At 65.2% G+C, this 17,014-nt stretch carries 15 protein-coding genes; 3 read left to right on the top strand and 12 right to left on the bottom strand.

What is annotated here, in order from left to right; genetic code table 11:
- Positions 1-2: 2 nt before the first annotated feature.
- From U5A56_RS02495 to gyrA, 12 genes are all read right to left on the bottom strand, one after another.
- Complete coding sequence (locus tag U5A56_RS02495; RefSeq protein ID WP_321798336.1) at positions 3-1,403, bottom strand: UDP-glucose/GDP-mannose dehydrogenase family protein; 1,401 nt, start codon at positions 1,401-1,403, stop codon at positions 3-5.
- 90 nt (positions 1,404-1,493) lie between these two features.
- Positions 1,494-2,666 carry a lipopolysaccharide assembly protein LapB gene (gene lapB, locus U5A56_RS02490; RefSeq protein WP_321920858.1) on the bottom strand — a complete coding sequence of 391 codons (1,173 nt, stop codon included), beginning with the start codon at positions 2,664-2,666 and terminating at the stop codon, positions 1,494-1,496.
- A 53-nt stretch (positions 2,667-2,719) separates the two neighbouring features.
- Positions 2,720-3,013 carry a lipopolysaccharide assembly protein LapA domain-containing protein gene (locus U5A56_RS02485; protein WP_044844835.1) on the bottom strand — a complete coding sequence of 98 codons (294 nt, stop codon included), beginning with the start codon at positions 3,011-3,013 and terminating at the stop codon, positions 2,720-2,722.
- 210 nt (positions 3,014-3,223) lie between these two features.
- Complete coding sequence (locus U5A56_RS02480; RefSeq protein WP_034187427.1) at positions 3,224-3,547, bottom strand: integration host factor subunit beta; 324 nt, start codon at positions 3,545-3,547, stop codon at positions 3,224-3,226.
- Between the two features lie 22 nt (positions 3,548-3,569).
- A complete protein-coding gene (gene rpsA / locus U5A56_RS02475) occupies positions 3,570-5,282 on the bottom strand; it encodes a 30S ribosomal protein S1 (protein ID WP_044844859.1) in 1,713 nt (570 codons plus the stop codon).
- Between the two features lie 142 nt (positions 5,283-5,424).
- Positions 5,425-6,111, bottom strand: coding sequence for a (d)CMP kinase (cmk, locus tag U5A56_RS02470; protein ID WP_044844836.1), 687 nt, complete (start codon positions 6,109-6,111; stop codon positions 5,425-5,427).
- A 12-nt stretch (positions 6,112-6,123) separates the two neighbouring features.
- Positions 6,124-7,428, bottom strand: a complete 1,305-nt coding sequence (gene aroA / locus U5A56_RS02465) for a 3-phosphoshikimate 1-carboxyvinyltransferase (RefSeq protein WP_044844837.1) — start codon at positions 7,426-7,428, stop codon at positions 6,124-6,126.
- 20 nt (positions 7,429-7,448) lie between these two features.
- Positions 7,449-8,375 (bottom strand): prephenate dehydrogenase, encoded by a 927-nt coding sequence (locus tag U5A56_RS02460; RefSeq protein WP_321920857.1) that lies wholly within the window; start codon positions 8,373-8,375, stop codon positions 7,449-7,451.
- Between the two features lie 187 nt (positions 8,376-8,562).
- Positions 8,563-9,645, bottom strand: coding sequence for a prephenate dehydratase (gene pheA, locus U5A56_RS02455; RefSeq protein WP_044844839.1), 1,083 nt, complete (start codon positions 9,643-9,645; stop codon positions 8,563-8,565).
- A 33-nt stretch (positions 9,646-9,678) separates the two neighbouring features.
- Positions 9,679-10,761, bottom strand: coding sequence for a 3-phosphoserine/phosphohydroxythreonine transaminase (serC, locus tag U5A56_RS02450; RefSeq protein ID WP_321920856.1), 1,083 nt, complete (start codon positions 10,759-10,761; stop codon positions 9,679-9,681).
- A 172-nt stretch (positions 10,762-10,933) separates the two neighbouring features.
- On the bottom strand, positions 10,934-11,533 hold the full coding sequence (locus tag U5A56_RS02445) for a DUF2059 domain-containing protein (protein WP_044844860.1): 600 nt from the start codon (positions 11,531-11,533) through the stop codon (positions 10,934-10,936).
- Between the two features lie 83 nt (positions 11,534-11,616).
- Positions 11,617-14,220, bottom strand: a complete 2,604-nt coding sequence (gene gyrA, locus U5A56_RS02440) for a DNA gyrase subunit A (RefSeq protein ID WP_044844841.1) — start codon at positions 14,218-14,220, stop codon at positions 11,617-11,619.
- A 536-nt stretch (positions 14,221-14,756) separates the two neighbouring features.
- On the opposite strand from gyrA, the gene ompA reads away from it, so the two are divergent.
- The 3 genes from ompA to gph all read left to right on the top strand — a co-directional run bounded on the left by ompA (position 14,757) and on the right by gph (position 17,009).
- Positions 14,757-15,428, top strand: a complete 672-nt coding sequence (ompA, locus tag U5A56_RS02435) for an outer membrane protein OmpA (protein ID WP_044844842.1) — start codon at positions 14,757-14,759, stop codon at positions 15,426-15,428.
- Positions 15,429-15,580: 152 nt separating this feature from the next.
- On the top strand, positions 15,581-16,279 hold the full coding sequence (gene ubiG, locus U5A56_RS02430; RefSeq protein ID WP_321920855.1) for a bifunctional 2-polyprenyl-6-hydroxyphenol methylase/3-demethylubiquinol 3-O-methyltransferase UbiG: 699 nt from the start codon (positions 15,581-15,583) through the stop codon (positions 16,277-16,279).
- Positions 16,280-16,292: 13 nt separating this feature from the next.
- Positions 16,293-17,009: a phosphoglycolate phosphatase gene (gph, locus tag U5A56_RS02425; RefSeq protein ID WP_044844844.1), complete on the top strand. Its 717-nt coding sequence runs from the start codon at positions 16,293-16,295 to the stop codon at positions 17,007-17,009.
- The last annotated feature ends 5 nt before the right edge of the window (positions 17,010-17,014 follow it).

Below are 17,014 nucleotides of genomic sequence, written 5' to 3'. Positions count from 1 at the left end.
GCTCATCCACGGGAGGAGGACTGCGGATCGACATGCGGACGCCCGATCGCATGGTAGTCGAAGCCGAGTTCGGCCATCGCGTCCGGTTCGTACAGGTTGCGTCCGTCGAAGATCACCGGCGCCTTCAGTTCGGCCTTCAGGCGCGTGAAATCCGGGCTCCGGAATTCCTTCCACTCGGTGACGATCACGAGCGCATCCGCGGCGCTCACGGCCGCGTCCTGGGTATCGACGAAATGCAGACGCGCAAGCGCGTCGGAAGCCTCGCCGAGATCGAGCGCGAACACGCGGCGCGCCTCGTCGATCGCGACCGGATCGTACGCGCGCACGATCGCGCCGCGCCCGAGCAGCGCGCCGATCAGCCGACGGCTCGGCGCCTCGCGCATGTCGTCCGTATTCGGCTTGAACGCGAGGCCCCAGACCGCGAATTCGCGACCGGTCAGGTCCGCGCCGAAGCGCTGCTCGATCTTGCCGATCAGCACGTCCTTCTGCGCGGAGTTGGCCGCTTCGACGGCCTCCAGGATGCGCAGCGGCTGGCCGTTCTCGCCGGCGGTGCGGATCAGCGCCTGCACGTCCTTCGGGAAGCACGAGCCGCCGTAGCCGACGCCCGCGTACAGGAAGTGATAGCCGATGCGCGGATCGGAACCGATCCCGCGGCGCACGGCTTCGATGTCGGCACCGACCTTGTCGGCGAGATTCGACATCTCGTTCATGAACGAGATGCGGGTCGCGAGCATCGCATTCGCCGCATATTTCGCGAATTCCGCCGAACGCACGTCCATGTAGATCGTGCGCTCGTGATTGCGGTTGAACGGCGCGTACAGCTTCTTCATCCTCTCGCGCGCCACCGTGCCCGTCTCGTCGTCGTCGACGCCGATGACGATCCGGTCCGGGCGCATGAAGTCCTCGACTGCCGCGCCTTCCTTCAGGAACTCCGGATTCGATACGACCGAGAAACGGTGCGCGACGCTGCCCGCGAGCCCGCGGGCGCCGAGCGCCTCGTCGACCACCGCGCGCACGCGCTGCGCGGTGCCGACCGGCACCGTCGACTTGTCGACGATCACCTTGAAACCGGTCATGTAACGACCGATGTTGCGCGCGGCCTCGAGCACGTATTGCAGGTCGGCCGAACCGTCCTCGTCGGGCGGCGTGCCGACGGCGATGAACTGGATCTCGCCGTGCGCGACGCTCGCCTCGATGTCCGTCGAGAAGCGCAGACGCCCTGCCGCGCGATTGCGCGCGATGATGTCCAGCAGGCCCGGTTCGTGAATCGGCATCCCGCCGTTGTTCAGGATCTCGATCTTGCGCGGATCGACATCCAGACAGAAGACGTCGTGGCCGATCTCGGCGAGGCAGGAGCCTGTGACAAGACCGACATAGCCGGTGCCGATGATGGTGATTTTCATAGATGTTCCGGTACGTCCCGGTAATTGACTAACTTGCCCGCCGAGCCAGACCCGGCGGGAACCGCAGTGCGTCGGCGCCGCGCGCCGGGATCAACCCGGCATCGCAGGTTCGACGCGGCGCGGCGCATAGGTTTCCCAGCCGCTGCATCCGGGGCACTGCCAGTAGAAGAGCCGTGCCCGGAAACCGCAATTCTGGCACGTATAGCGTGGCAGATTTTTGGTGCGCTGCTTGATCAGCGCGCGCATCATTTCAAGTTCCTTACGGCGCGGCTCGTCGGCGGCCGCGATCTGCGCATCGAGCAGGTGCAGCATGCCCGACAGGTTCGGCGACTTCTCCATCTGCGTGCGCGCGAGCGTATGCGCCGCTTCCTGGCCGCGCAACCCGGCGATGTGCTGATACGCAGTATCGAGCAGGTCGTTCGACGGATAGCGATCGACGTAGCCCATCAGCAGCTCGGCGCCCTCGACCGGCTTGTCGAGCGCGACATAGGCCTTCATCAGCTTGTCGGCGACGAGCGGCAGATAAGCGGGATTTTGCGCCTCGACGCGCTTCCAGTGCTCGATCGCGGCCGCGTGATCGCCCGCCGCCTGCGCGGCATCACCGGACAGGATCGTCGCGCGGACGTTCTGCGGGTTCGCGGCAAGCGCGAGCTTCAACTGGTCGGCCGCGGCCGTGGCGTTCTTGCGTTGCAGCGCGTCCTGCGCGAGTTCGCAGTGGAACTGCGCGATTTCGGTGCCGAGCGGCTTGTCGCTCATCGATTCGATGCGCTTCGCGGTGTCGATCGACTTGTTCCAGTCCTTCTCGATCTCGTAGATCGTCAGCAGCGCCCGCTGCGCGCCCAGCGCGTAGTCGCCGTCGGCGAGCCGGTGGAAGGCCTCCTCGGCACGATCGAGCAGGCCGGCCTTCAGGAAATCCTGGCCGAGCTCGTACAGCGCATGGTCGCGCTCGTTGACCGGCAGGTCCGTACGGCTCAGCAGATTCTGGTGCACGCGGATCGCACGGTCCGTTTCGCCGCGACGGCGGAACAGGTTGCCGAGCGCGAAGTGCAGCTCGACCGTCTCGGGGTCGAGTTTCGCGACCTCGATGAACGCGTCGATCGCCTTGTCCGGTTGTTCGTTCAACAGAAAGTTCAGGCCGCGGAAATACGATCGCGGCAGGTTGGCGCTCTCCGACAGGAGGTTCTTCAGGTCATAGCGTGACGCCGCCCAGCCGAGCGCGAACGCCACCGGAATCGCGAGCAACCACCAGAAATCCAGATCCATGCGAAATATCGAAGCAGAGACGAAAACCGCGCGGGAGTCGCGCGGCGTCCGTGTTAAATGACGGGCGGCATCGGCGGCTGGTCGACGATGGCCGGGGTTTCGCGCGCCGCACGCAGGTCGCGCTTCAGGCGCCCGTTCTCGAGGCGCAGGCGGAACATCGCCGGCAGTGCCGACAGCAGGCCGGCCAGCAGCCCGACGACGAAGAACGCGAGACCGATCAGGATCAGCGGCGCCTGCCATGCGTAGCCGGCAACGAAATTCAGCGTCGCGGTTTGCGTATTGGCCAGTGCGAGCACCAGCAGCAGCACGAACACCAATACCCGGATCAGCCAGACGATAAACTTCATGTAGCCCTCTCTTTGTTGAGGTTTGCCGCGGCGCGCGACTCCCCTTCGCGGCGCCGAATCGACCCGTATTGTAAAGGAAGCGTTTCCGCGTCACCGCACATCCTGCGGATGCGCATTGCCGCACGGCAGCCGGAAATGAAAAAAGCGCCCGCAAGGGGCGCTTTTTTCTTCAGCCTTCGCCGGACGGATTCCGGGCAAGCCGGACGACGTTCAACGTTCGTCGTCCGGATCATCAGCTTTCAGCGGCTCGCCGGCGCGGCCGTCGACGCGTTCACGCAATTCCTTGCCGGGCTTGAAGTGAGGCACGAACTTCTCGGGCACCTGCACTTTCTCTCCCGACTTCGGGTTGCGTCCGACGCGTGCCGGGCGACGGTTGAGGCCGAAGCTGCCGAAACCCCGAATTTCGATGCGATGCCCTTTCGCCAGGGCGTCGGACATCGCATCGAGCATCGTTTTCACCGCGAAATCCGCATCCTTGAGGACAAGTTGCGGAAATCGCAGTGCCAGCTGCGCGACCAACTCGGATTTGGTCATACTTCAGCAGACCTCGTGAGGCTTACTGGTTCTGGCCGTCGAGCTTCGCCTTCAGCAGCGCGCCGAGGTTGGTCGTACCGGTCGCAGCGGCGCTGGTGTCCGACTGCAGGCCGCGGATCGCTTCCTGTTGTTCAGCCGAATCCTTCGCCTTGATCGACAGGTTGATGCCACGCGACTTGCGATCGATGTTGATCACCATCGCGTTGACCTTGTCGCCTTCCTTCAGCACGTTGCGTGCGTCTTCGACGCGATCCTGCGAGATTTCCGAAGCACGCAGGTAGCCTTCGATGTCGCCCGTCAGCGTGATGACAGCGCCCTTCGCATCGACCGACTTCACCACGCCGTCGACGATCGAACCCTTGTCGTTCATTGCAACGTAGTTGCTGAACGGGTCGCCTTCGAGCTGCTTGATGCCGAGCGAAATGCGCTCCTTCTCGACGTCGATACCGAGCACGATCGCTTCGACTTCGTCGCCCTTCTTGTACTTGCGAACGGCTTCTTCGCCGGCTTCGCTCCACGACAGGTCCGACAGGTGGACCAGGCCGTCGATGCCGCCCGGCAGACCGATGAACACGCCGAAGTCGGTGATCGACTTGATTGCGCCCGTGATCTTGTCGCCCTTCTTGAAGTTGCGGCTGAAGTCATCCCACGGATTCGGCTTGCACTGCTTCATGCCGAGGCTGATACGACGACGGTCTTCGTCGATCTCGAGGACCATGACTTCGACTTCGTCGCCCAGCTGGACAACCTTCGACGGTGCAACGTTCTTGTTGGTCCAGTCCATTTCCGACACGTGGACGAGGCCTTCGATGCCCGATTCCACTTCGACGAATGCGCCGTAGTCGGTGATGTTCGTGACCTTGCCGAACAGGCGCGTGCCCGACGGGTAACGGCGCGAGATGCCTTCCCACGGATCGTCGCCCAGTTGCTTGATGCCCAGCGAGACGCGGTTCTTCTCTTGGTCGAACTTGAGGATCTTCGCGGTGACTTCCTGGCCAACCGACAGGACTTCGCTCGGGTGACGCACGCGACGCCATGCGATGTCGGTGATGTGCAGCAGGCCGTCGATGCCGCCGAGGTCGACGAACGCGCCGTAGTCGGTGATGTTCTTGACCACGCCGTTGACGATCGCGCCTTCCTTCAGCGTCTCGAGCAGCTTCGCGCGCTCTTCGCCTTGCGTTGCTTCGATCACTGCACGACGCGACAGCACGACGTTGTTACGCTTGCGATCGAGCTTGATCACGCGGAACTCGAGCGTCTTGCCTTCGTACGGGGTCGTGTCCTTGACCGGACGCGTGTCGACCAGCGAACCCGGCAGGAACGCGCGGATGCCGTTGACCATCACGGTCATGCCGCCCTTCACCTTGCCGGTGATCGTGCCGGTGACGAGTTCGTTGTTGTCGAGGGCCTTTTCCAGCGACAGCCACGATGCCAGGCGCTTCGCCTTGTCGCGCGACAGGATCGTGTCGCCGTAGCCGTTTTCGAGTGCGTCGATCGCGACGGACACGAAATCGCCCGACTGCACCTCAACCTCGCCCTGATCGTTCAGGAATTCCTCGATCGGAATGTAAGCCTCGGACTTCAGGCCTGCATTGACGACCACGAAGTTGTGGTCGACGCGCACGACTTCGGCGGAAATCACTTCGCCGGCGCGCATGTCTTGACGGGTCAGCGACTCTTCGAACAGAGCCGCAAAGGATTCGGTATTCGGGGTGGAGGTTTGCAGGTCGGACATAAAAATCTGATTGTGCATGGCTCGCTGTGCCACGCCGGCCGGAATGGCAGGCTGAAAGGGCCAGATCGAGGTCCATACGGGGTTAAGGGTTCGAAACACGCTCCGCGCTGCTCGCGCGAAGCACCTACTGCCGCCCGCCTTCTCAGGCGGGCTGGCCGAGCGCCCGGTACCACTGCAGCACCTGGTCGACCGCTTCATCGACCGAAAGCGCCGACGTATCGAGCAGCTTGGCATCTGCCGCGGGCTTCAGCGGCGCGGCGGCGCGATTGCTGTCGCGCGCATCACGTTCACGAAGATCCCGGAGCAAGTCATCTATATTAGCAGAAAAACCTTTTTGCATCAATTGCTTATGCCGTCTGGCCGCGCGCGCCTCGGCGCTGGCCGTCAGAAACACCTTCAGCACGGCGTCCGGGAAGATTACGGTGCCCATGTCGCGCCCGTCGGCGACGAGGCCCGGCGTCTTGCGGAATGCGCGCTGGCGCGCGACCAGCGCGGTACGCACCGGCCCGTGCACGGCAATCGCCGACGCGCGGTTGCCGACCGCTTCGGCGCGGATGTCGTTCGACACGTCGACGCCGTCGAGCTGCGCGCAGCCCTCGCGAAACGTGATGTGAAGATCGTCGATCAGCTTCACGAGCGCGTCGATGTCCTCCGCCGCGATGCCGTAGCGTACGCTCGCGAGCGCGGCGAGACGATACAGCGCGCCGCTGTCGAGCAGGTGGAAGCCGAGATGCGCGGCGACGAGCGCGGCGACGGTCCCCTTGCCGGAAGCGGTCGGACCGTCGATCGTGATGACGGGGGTCGGGTGAAAGGGTCGGGTCGATTTCATCGGTACGGTGGGTCAGGCCTTGGCGAGCGCGGCGAAGCGGTCGAAATAGTCGGGGAACGTCTTGCCGACGCACTTCGGATCGTTGATTCGCACGGGCACGCCGCCCAGACTGACGAGCGAGAAGCACATCGCCATCCGGTGATCGTCGTACGTGTCGATCGCGGCGTTCGGCGTGAGTTGTTGCGGCGGCGTGACGACCAGATAGTCGGGGCCTTCCTCGACGATCGCGCCGACCTTGCGCAACTCGGTCGCCATCGCGGCGATGCGGTCGGTTTCCTTCACGCGCCAGCTCGCGATGTTGCGCAGCGTGCTCGTGCCGCTCGCGAACAGCGCCGCGACCGCGATGGTCATCGCCGCGTCGGGAATCAGGTTGAAGTCCATGTCGATCGGCTCGAGCTTGCCATGGTCGTGGCCGATGCCGCGCACCTCGATCCAGTCGTCGCCCATCGATACGTTCGCGCCCATCTGCATCAGCGCATTCGCAAAGCCGACGTCGCCCTGGATGCTCGCGCGCCCTACGCCCTCGACGCGCAGCGGGCCGCCGCCGAGCGCGCCGGCCGCGAGGAAATACGAGGCCGACGACGCATCGCCCTCGACCATGATGCGCCCCGGCGAACGGTAGCGGACGCCGGCCGGCACGACGAAGCGCTGCCAGCCGTCGCGCTCGATGGTCACGCCGAAGCGCTCCATCAGCCGGATCGTGATGTCGATGTACGGCTTCGAGATCAGTTCGCCGTCGACTTCGACGACGATCCTGCCGTCCTTCGCCTTCACGAGCGGCAGCGTCATCAGCAGCGCGGTGAGGAACTGGCTCGACACGTCGCCGCGAACGCGGATCGGCGCGTCGACCGTGATCGCCGCAGGCTTGATCCGCAGCGGCGGAAAACCGTCGTTCTGCTCGTAGTCGATCTGCGCGCCGATCTGCCGCAGGCCGTCGACGAGGTCGCCGATCGGCCGCTCGTGCATGCGCGGCACGCCATGCACGCGATAGTCGCCGCCATTGACCGCGAGCGCCGCCGTCAACGGTCGCACCGCGGTGCCCGCGTTGCCGAGGAACAGGTCGGCGGTCTTCGCGGTGAACGCGCCGCGCGTGCCGGTGACGACACAGGTGTCGCCGTCGCGCGCGAGCTTCACGCCGAGCTTGCCGAGCGCATCGAGCATCACGCGCGTGTCATCGGAATCCAGCAGGTTGGTGATCGTCGTATCACCTTCGGCAAGCGCCGCAAGCAGCAGCACGCGGTTCGAGATGCTCTTCGAGCCGGGCAGGCGCACGGTGCCCGACGCACTGGAATACGGGCCGAGATCGAGATAGTCCATGGGAATCGTCCTGTTTCCTGTTATTTCTTGACCGGTTCGGCAGCGGGCTGCGCGCCGCGTTCCTGCCATGCCTTGCGGGCCGCGCGCGAGCGCGTGAACACGGCTTCGAGCGCCGCGCCGTCGCCGGCGTCGATCGCCGCACGCAGCCGGGCGAGCACGCGCGTGTAGCCGTCGAGCTCGTCGAGCAGCGCCGCGCGATTCGCGACACACACGTCGCGCCACATCTCCGGGCTCGACGCCGCGATCCGCGTGAAGTCGCGGAAGCCGCCCGCCGCATACGAGAATTTCAGTTCGGCATCCGTCTCGCCGAGGATCTGCTCGACGAGCGCGAACGACAGCACGTGCGGCAGATGGCTGATCGACGCGAACACGCGATCGTGCTGCGCCGTGCTCATCGTGCGCACGTCGGCGCCGGTCGCCCGCCACATCGCGTCGATCCGCGCGACCGCGTCGGGCGAGTTCTCCGACAGCGGGCACAGGACGACGTTGCGGCCGACGTACAGATCCGGCAGCGCGGCCTCGACGCCGCTCGACTCGCGCCCGGCGATCGGGTGGCCCGGCACGAATTGCGCGATCCGCGCACCGAGCACGTCGCGCGCCGCCGCGACGACATCGGACTTGGTGCTGCCCGCGTCGGTGACGAGCGTCGCGGCGTCGAGCCACGGCGCGATGCGCGCGAGCAACGGGCCCGTTTGCGCGACGGGCGCGGCCAGCAGCACGAGATCGGCGCCGGCAAGCGCGTCGCGCAGTTGCGCATCGTCGTCGAGCGCCGCCGCGCGATCGATCACGCCGAGCGCGAGCGCGCGCTCGACCGACGCACGGGAACGGCCGACGCCGACGACTTCGCCCGCGCTGCCCGGCGCGCGCTCGCGCAGCGCGCGCGCCAGCGATCCGCCGATCAGGCCGACGCCGAAGATGACCAGTTTGTTGAATGCAAAGCCTGACACGACAAGAGCCAAGTGACGCGCGCGGAACGATGCACCGCGCGCGGAAGTCCAGATTCCGGGCAACGGGCCCGCACCCGGCACGACCTGCACCGGATACCGCCCGAGCCCGCCTTGGGCAGCGCCGCCCGGCCTGCCCTGCCCGCTTCGCCGCGCCGCCTGCGCGGTGCAGGCGACGGGCCGCTGCGCGTCAGCGCGCGCGCGGATACGAACCGAGTACCTTCAGGAACGCGGCCTTCTGGCCGAGCTCCGCGAGCGCGGCGGCCACGGCTGGCTCGTCCCGGTGCCCTTCGATGTCGATGTAAAAGTAATACTCCCACGTGCCGACGCGCGCCGGGCGCGACTCGAAGCGGGTCATCGACACCCCGTGCCGCGCGAGCGGTTCGAGCAGCTTGAACACCGCGCCCGGCTCGTTCTTCACCGACACGATCAGCGAGGTCTGGTCGTGACCGCTCGGTCCGGCCGGCTGCTTGCCGATGATCACGAAGCGCGTGCGGTTGTGCGGATCGTCCTGAATCAGCGAGAACGCGATCTGCAGCCCGTAGTGCGCGGCCGCGCGGTCGCCCGCGATCGCCGCGACGCTCGGGTCGGCCGCCGCGAGACGCGCGGCCTCCGCGTTGCTCGACACCGCTTGCCGCTCGAGCTGCGGTGCGTTCGCGGCGAGCCACTGCTGGCATTGCGCGAGTGCCTGCGCATGCGCGCAGACGCGCTTCACGCCGTCGAGCGTGCCGCTCTGCGTGAGCAGGTTGTGATGGATCGGCAGCGCGAGTTCGCCGCTGATCAGCAACTGCGTCTGCAGCAGCAGGTCGAGCGTGCGCGACACCGCGCCTTCGGTCGAATTCTCGACCGGCGCGATGCCGAATGCGGACGCGCCCGCCTCGACCGAGCGGAACACCTCGTCGATCGACGGACACGGCAGCCCCTCGATCGACTGGCCGAAATACTCGAACATCGCCTGTTCGCTGTACGTGCCGACCGGCCCGAGGAACGCGACGTGGATCGTCTGCTCGAGCGCGCGGCTCGCGGCCATGATCTCGCGCCAGATGGCGCTGATGTGCTCGCTCGCGAGCGGCCCCGCGCTCATGTCCTGCAGGCGCGCGATCACCTGCAGCTCGCGTTCCGGCCGGAACACCGGCGCATTGAAATGCTTCTTGACCTCGCCCACCTCGAGCGCCACCGCGGCGCGCTGGTTGAGGAGCGCGATCAGCTGCGCGTCGATCGCATCGATGCGGTCGCGCAGCGGTTTCAGGCGGGAATTCAGTTCGTCGTCCATGCGTTTTGCCGTGCTGTTTGAACAGCGCCGCCGTCAGGCGCCGCGCCGTTCGAAGTCCTTCATGTACTCGACGAGCGCTTGCACGCCCTCGAGCGGCACCGCGTTGTAGATCGACGCCCGCATGCCGCCGACGGACTTGTGGCCCTTCAGCTGCAGCAACCCGCGCGCCTTTGCGCCGGCAAGGAAGTCTTCATTGCGCGTTTCGTCGGCCAGGAAAAAGGGCACGTTCATCCGCGAACGCACCGCCGGCTCGACCTTGTTCAGATAGAAGCTGCTCGCATCGATCGTGTCGTAGAGCAGCTTCGCCTTCTCGATATTGCGGGCCTCGATCGCCTCGAGGCCGCCCTGCCGCTTCAGCCACTGGAACACGAGGCCCGCGACGTAGATCGCATAGGTGGGCGGCGTGTTGTACAGCGAGTTGTTCTCGGCGACGGTTTTCCATTCGAATGCGGACGGGCAGATCGACAGCGCGCGATCGAGCAGATCCTCGCGCACGATCACGACCGTCACGCCGGCCATCCCGATGTTCTTCTGCGCGCCGCCGAACAGCACGCCGTACTTCGCGACGTCCATCGGGCGCGACAGGATGTGCGACGAGACATCGGCGACGAGCGGCACGTCGCCGATGTCGGGAATCTCGAACGTCTCGACGCCGTCGATCGTCTCGTTCGTGCACAGATGCACGTAGGCCGGATCGTCCGACAGCTGCCATTCGGCACGGGCAGGCGCGCGCGTGAAACCGTCGGCCGTCTTGCCGGAGGCGGCCAGATGCGGCGTGCCGTATTTCTTCGCTTCGTTGAACGACTTCTGCGACCACGAGCCCGTCACGACGAAGTCGGCGGTCTTGCGCGCGCCGAGCAGGTTCATCGGCACGATCGCGTTCTCGGCGATGCCGCCGCCCTGCAGGAACAGGATCCGGTGGCTGGCCGGCACATCGAGCAGGTCGCGCAGGTCGGTCAGCGCCGCCTCGTGGATCGACATGAATTCCTTGCCGCGATGGCTCATCTCCATCACGCTCATGCCGCTGCCGTGCCAGTCGAGCATTTCGTCGGCGGCCTGCCGCAGCACTTCCTCGGGGAGCGCCGCAGGACCGGCGGAGAAATTAAAGACGCGCATCGTGAAAACCTCGGGAGGGACGCGACCGGCTTGCGACCGGCTTGCTGCCGGCAGAAAGAACCGCGCCTGAAAAGAAATGGCCGCTTGCGCTCGCGCGCAAACGGCCATTATCGCACTGTCATCAGGCTCCCGCCAAACCCGGCCGAATGGCCGGGTGGCGTGCCCGGACGGCTTACTTGCCCGGCTTGACTGCCGCGACTTCCTTGTCAGCCTGCGCGCGCGTCGCCTGGATCGCTTGCGGCATGTACTTCTGCATCAGGCCGTTGACCACGTCGCGGCCGACCTGATCCTGAACCTGGATGAACTTGCGGCCCGTCGGGCTCTTGTAGAACGTCGTCAGATCCTTGATCTCCGACGTGCTGTAGTACTTCGCGTAAGCGTCGTACTGAGCCGACATCGCATCGTTCTGGAACTGCTGCGAGCCGAACACCTTGCCCGCGCCGTCAACCAGCTTCGGCACTGCGTTCTTCTGCAGCGTCGGCACGGCAGCTTGCTTCTGCTTGTCGTTCAGCGACTTGTTTTCCGACAGCGCGTCCGACAGGATCGCCGGCACGAGCTGCTTTGCCTGCATCTCGGCGCTGTTGCCGATAGCCGACACGAGCTTCGGCGCGTCGATCGCGTCGAGCAGATCCTTGATCGCTGCCTTCTTGTCGGCGTCGATCGGCGCAGCTGCCGCGGTCGCAGCCGGTGCGGAATTCGACAGCGCTTGCGCCATCGCGAACGTCGGCACCAGTGCAGCCAGCAGAACCAGTTGCTTGAATTGCTTTTGCATCATCACTCCCTTTTGGAAATATGAATGGTTGCTCGCCGACCGCGGCGCTTTTCGCCCGCGGCGGCTCGAGTCTCATCCGTTCTTCAGGCTTCGCCGTCCGACGCCTCGTCGGCCTCGCCATCGCCCTCTTCGGCTTCCGCGATCTGCTGCAGGCCGGAGAGCTTGGTACCCTCATCGAGACTGATGAGTGTAACACCTTGCGTGGCGCGCCCCATTTCGCGAATCTCGGACACACGTGTCCGGATCAACACGCCGGCGGTCGTGATCAGCATGATCTGATCCTCGGCGTCGACGAGCGTCGCGGCGACGACCTTGCCGTTGCGCTCGGACGTCTGGATCGCGATCATCCCCTTCGTGCCGCGGCCGTGACGCGTGTACTCGGTGATCGGCGTGCGCTTGCCGTAGCCGTTTTCGGTCGCGGTGAGCACGGTCTGCTCCTCGCTGCCGGCAACCAGCAGCGCGATGACCTGCTGCCCGTCCTCGAGCTGCATGCCGCGCACGCCGCGCGCTTCCCGGCCCATCGGGCGCACGTCGTTCTCGTCGAAGCGCACGGCCTTGCCGGCGTCGGAGAACAGCATCACGTCGTGCGCGCCGTCGGTGATCGACGCGCCGATCAGGTAATCGCCCTCGTCGAGGCCGACCGCGATGATGCCCTTCTTCATCGGGCGGCTGAATGCCTCGAGCGGCGTCTTCTTCACGGTGCCGAGCGACGTCGCCATGAACACGAACTTGTCGGCCGAGAACTCCTTGACCGGAAGCACGACGTTGATCTTCTCGCCTTCCTGCAGCGGGAACATGTTGACGATCGGACGGCCGCGCGAGTTGCGCGAGCCTTGCGGCACTTCATAGACCTTGACCCAGTACACGCGGCCGCGGTTCGAGAAGCACAGGATGTAGTCGTGCGTGTTCGCGATGAACAGCGTCTCGATCCAGTCGTCTTCCTTCATCTGCGTCGCCTGCTTGCCGCGACCGCCGCGCTTCTGCGCGCGATACTCGGACAGCGGCTGCGACTTCACGTAGCCCGCGTGCGACATCGTGACGACCATGTCCTGCGGCGTGATCAGGTCTTCGGTATTCAGCTCGGTCGCGTTCAGCTCGATCTTCGAGCGGCGCGCGTCGCCGAATTCGGCCTTCACCGACGTCAGCTCTTCGCCGATCATCGTCGTGATCCGCTCCGGGCGCGCGAGGATGTCCAGCAGGTCGGCGATCTGCGCCATCACTTCGCGGTACTCGCCGATGATCTTGTCCTGCTCGAGACCGGTCAGGCGCTGCAGACGCATCTGCAGGATTTCCTGCGCCTGCGTGTCGGACAGACGGTACAGCCCGTCGGTCTGCATCCCGAACGCCGGGTTCAGGCCTTCCGGACGGTACGCGGAGCGGCCGCCCGCGGATGCGTTCTCGGTCTCGGCGCGCGTCAGCATCTCGCGCACGAGCGACGAATCCCACGGCTTCGCCATCAGTTCCTGCTTCGCGATCGGCGGCGTCGGCGCGGCCTTGATGATCGCGATGAACTCGTCGATGTTCGCGAGCGCGACCGCGAGACCTTCGAGCACGTGGCCGCGTTCGCGGGCCTTGCGCAGTTCGTAGATCGTGCGGCGCGTCAGCACTTCGCGTCGATGCGACAGGAAGCACTGCAGGATTTCCTTCAGGTTCAGCAGCTTCGGCTGGCCGTCGACCAGCGCGACCATGTTCATGCCGAACGTGTCCTGCAGCTGCGTCGCCTTGTACAGGTTGTTCAGCACCACTTCGGGCACTTCGCCGCGCTTCAGCTCGATCACGACGCGCATGCCGCTCTTGTCGGACTCGTCGCGGATGTCGGAGATGCCCTCGAGCTTCTTCTCGTTGACGAGCTCGGCAATGCGCTCGAGCAGCGAGCGCTTGTTCACCTGGTACGGCAGCTCGTCGACGATGATCGCCATCCGCTGGCCGCGGTCGATCTCCTCGAAGTGCGTGGCCGCGCGCATCACGACGCGGCCGCGCCCGGTGCGGTAGCCGTCGCGCACGCCGGCGACGCCGTAGATGATGCCGGCCGTCGGGAAGTCCGGCGCCGGGATGATCTCGATCAGCTCGTCGATCGTCGCTTCCGGGTTGCCCAGCAGGTGCTGGCACGCGTCGACGACTTCGTTCAGGTTGTGCGGCGGGATGTTGGTCGCCATGCCGACCGCGATGCCCGACGAGCCGTTGATCAGCAGGTTCGGGATGCGCGACGGCAGGACCGACGGCTGCATCTCGTTGCCGTCGTAGTTCGGCTCGAAGTCGACCGTTTCCTTGTCGATGTCGGCGAGCAGCTCGTGACCGATCTTCGCCATGCGAATTTCGGTGTAACGCATCGCCGCGGCGTTGTCGCCGTCGATCGAGCCGAAGTTGCCCTGCCCGTCGATCAGCATGTAGCGCAGCGAGAAGTCCTGCGCCATCCGCACGATCGTGTCGTACACCGCGGTATCGCCGTGAGGGTGATACTTACCGATCACGTCACCGACGATACGCGCCGATTTCTTGTACGCGCGGTTCCAGTCGTTGTTCAGTTCGTGCATCGCGAACAATACGCGCCGGTGCACGGGTTTCAGGCCATCGCGGACATCCGGAAGGGCACGTCCGACGATCACGCTCATCGCGTAATCGAGATACGAACGGCGCATTTCCTCCTCTAGGGAGGTGGGCAGGGTCTCTTTGGCGAATTGATCCATGTATCCGTATCGTTTCGGAGCGAAGACGGCGAACGCCTTTCGCGTGGGCGCTGCATGCGCAACGCAACGCGAGATTCTAACATGCGCCCATCAGCCGCCGATTCGCCACCCCCTCTATATGTAAACAGCAAAAATCGCGACCACGGCAGCGGCACGGCGAACCGGCCGCGATCGCGCCCCTTCAGGCGGCTCGGGGGCCGCGCGGATCCGAGTCGCGCACGCGGGTAAACATTTGCGGCCTTTCGCGCAATTTCGCGGACCCACTCTTGACAATCTCTAAAAGTTACGGCAGGCCGGTGTTGCGCATGCACCACAAAGTTGAAGCGATCTTAGGGTGGGGAGGATTTTTTTTCGTAGGAAGGGAACGATATGGCAAAATGCCAACGCACTGAAAGTTAGACGCTGCTCGAAGTCTACACAGAGCGGTGCCGCGTTTTTTGTGCCGCACCAATGTTATACTTCGAGCAATGTATGACTTGTCACCGTCAACAGGCTCGCAGTAAACCTGCGGTAATCTCAATTTCGAGAGGAGAAATATGAATAAACTTTCAAAGCTCGCGTTCATTGCAGCTACCGCAGTTATGGCTGCATCCGCTTCGGCACAGTCGGTGCCGGCGTCGCGTCAAGCCGTCAACGACAACTGGGTGAACGGCACGGGCGAATGGGTGTGGATGAACGGCACGAACGAGCTCTGCTGGCGTGACGCGTTCTGGACGCCGGCCACCGCCAACGCGAAGTGCGATGGCGCACTGGTCGCCCAGGCACCGGCACCGGCTCCGGTCGCACCGGTCGCTCCGGCAATCACGAGCCAGAAGATCACGTATCAAGCCGACGCACTGTTCGACTTCGACAAGGCAACGCTCAAGCCGCTGGGCAAGCAAAAGCTGGACGAACTGGCTTCGAAGATCCAGGGCATGAACACGGAAGTGGTCGTCGCTACGGGCTACACGGACCGCATCGGTTCGGACAAGTACAACGACCGCCTGTCGCTGCGCCGTGCGCAAGCCGTCAAGTCGTACCTGGTCAGCAAGGGTGTCCCGGCCAACAAGATCTACACGGAAGGCAAGGGCAAGCGCAACCCGGTCACGACGGGCTGCAACCAGAAGAACCGCAAGCAACTGATCGCCTGCCTCGCACCGGACCGCCGCGTGGAAGTCGAAGTGGTCGGTACGCAAGAAGTCCAGAAGACGACCGTTCCGGCACAGTAAGCCGCGGTTTTCGACTGCTTCAAAGCCCCGCTCCGGCGGGGCTTTTTCTTTGACGCCCGCCCAGGCGCTCGCTGGCCTCGTTGTGCGCCCCCTTATATACTCGGGGCTGACGTACCGACGCATCGCCCTCCTTCCGTAGCCCGTTTGCCGACATGACCAACGCCGATCCGCACGAACTCCAGAAATTCAGCGACCTCGCCCATCGGTGGTGGGATCCGAATGCCGAATTCAAGCCCCTGCACGACCTGAACCCGGTCCGGCTCGGCTGGATCGATTCGCATGCGCACCTCGCCGGCAAGCGCGCGCTCGATATCGGCTGCGGCGGCGGCATCCTGTCCGAATCGATGGCCGAACTCGGCGCGCAGGTGAAAGGCATCGACCTGTCGACCGAAGCGCTCGGCGTGGCCGACCTGCACAGCCTCGAAAGCGGCATCACGGTGGATTACGAGGCGATCGCCGCCGAAGCGATTGCCGAACGCGAGCCGGGCACCTACGACGTCGTCACGTGCATGGAAATGCTCGAGCACGTCCCGTCGCCGGCCGGCGTCGTCGCCGCGTGCGCGACGCTCGTGAAGCCGGGCGGCTGGGTGTTCTTCTCCACGCTGAACCGCAACCTGAAGTCCTACCTGTTCGCAGTGATCGGTGCGGAGTACATCGCGCAGATGCTGCCGAAGGGCACCCACGACTACGCGCGCTTCATCCGCCCGTCGGAACTGGCGAGCTTCGTGCGCGGGACCGATCTGCATATCGTGGAGATCAAGGGCATCACCTATCACCCGATCGGCAAGCGCTTCGCGCTGTCGAACGATACCGACATCAACTATCTCGTCGCGTGCCGCCGCGGCGCGTGACCTTCCGACCGGCATGACGACTCCCCTTTCGACCGGGCGGCCCGCACTCGACGAGCCGCGCCTGCTGCACTGCGATGCCGTGCTGTTCGACCTCGACGGCACGCTCGCCGACACGGCGCCCGATCTCGCCGCCGCCGTCAACAAGATGCAGCGCGTGCGCGGCCTGCCCGAAACATCGCTCGACGTGCTGCGGCCGCTGGCATCGGCCGGTGCGCGCGGCCTGCTTGGCGGCGCATTCGGCATCGACCCGCAATCGGCCGGCTACGAAGCGATGCGCGACGAGTTCCTGACCAATTACGCGACGGACATCTGCGTGCACACCGTGCTGTTCCCCGGCATCGGCGACGTGCTCGACGAACTCGATGCGCGCGGCGTGCGCTGGGGCATCGTCACGAACAAGGCGATGCGCCTCACCGCGCCGCTCGCCGACCTGCTCGGCCTTGCGCCGCGCGCGGCCTGCATCGTCGGGGGCGACACAACGCCGCACTCGAAACCGCATCCGGCCCCGCTGCTGCACGCGGCCGGACAGATGACGCTCGCGCCCGAGCGCATCGTCTATGTCGGCGACGACCTTCGCGACATCCAGGCCGGCAGCGCTGCAGGGATGGCAACCGTCGCGGCTGCCTATGGCTACTGCGGCGACGGTGCCGCGCCGGCCGACTGGCAGGCACAGCATCTCGTCGGCTCGACGCAGGAACTGCGCGAACTGCTGCGCGATGTTGGGCTATAATGCTT

This window comes from Burkholderia sp. BCC1998 (genome assembly GCF_905339875.1).
Classification (GTDB): Bacteria; Pseudomonadota; Gammaproteobacteria; order Burkholderiales; family Burkholderiaceae; genus Burkholderia.
The sequence above is the reverse complement of the archived record's forward strand: the minus strand, read 5'-3'. Positions and strand labels throughout refer to the sequence as shown.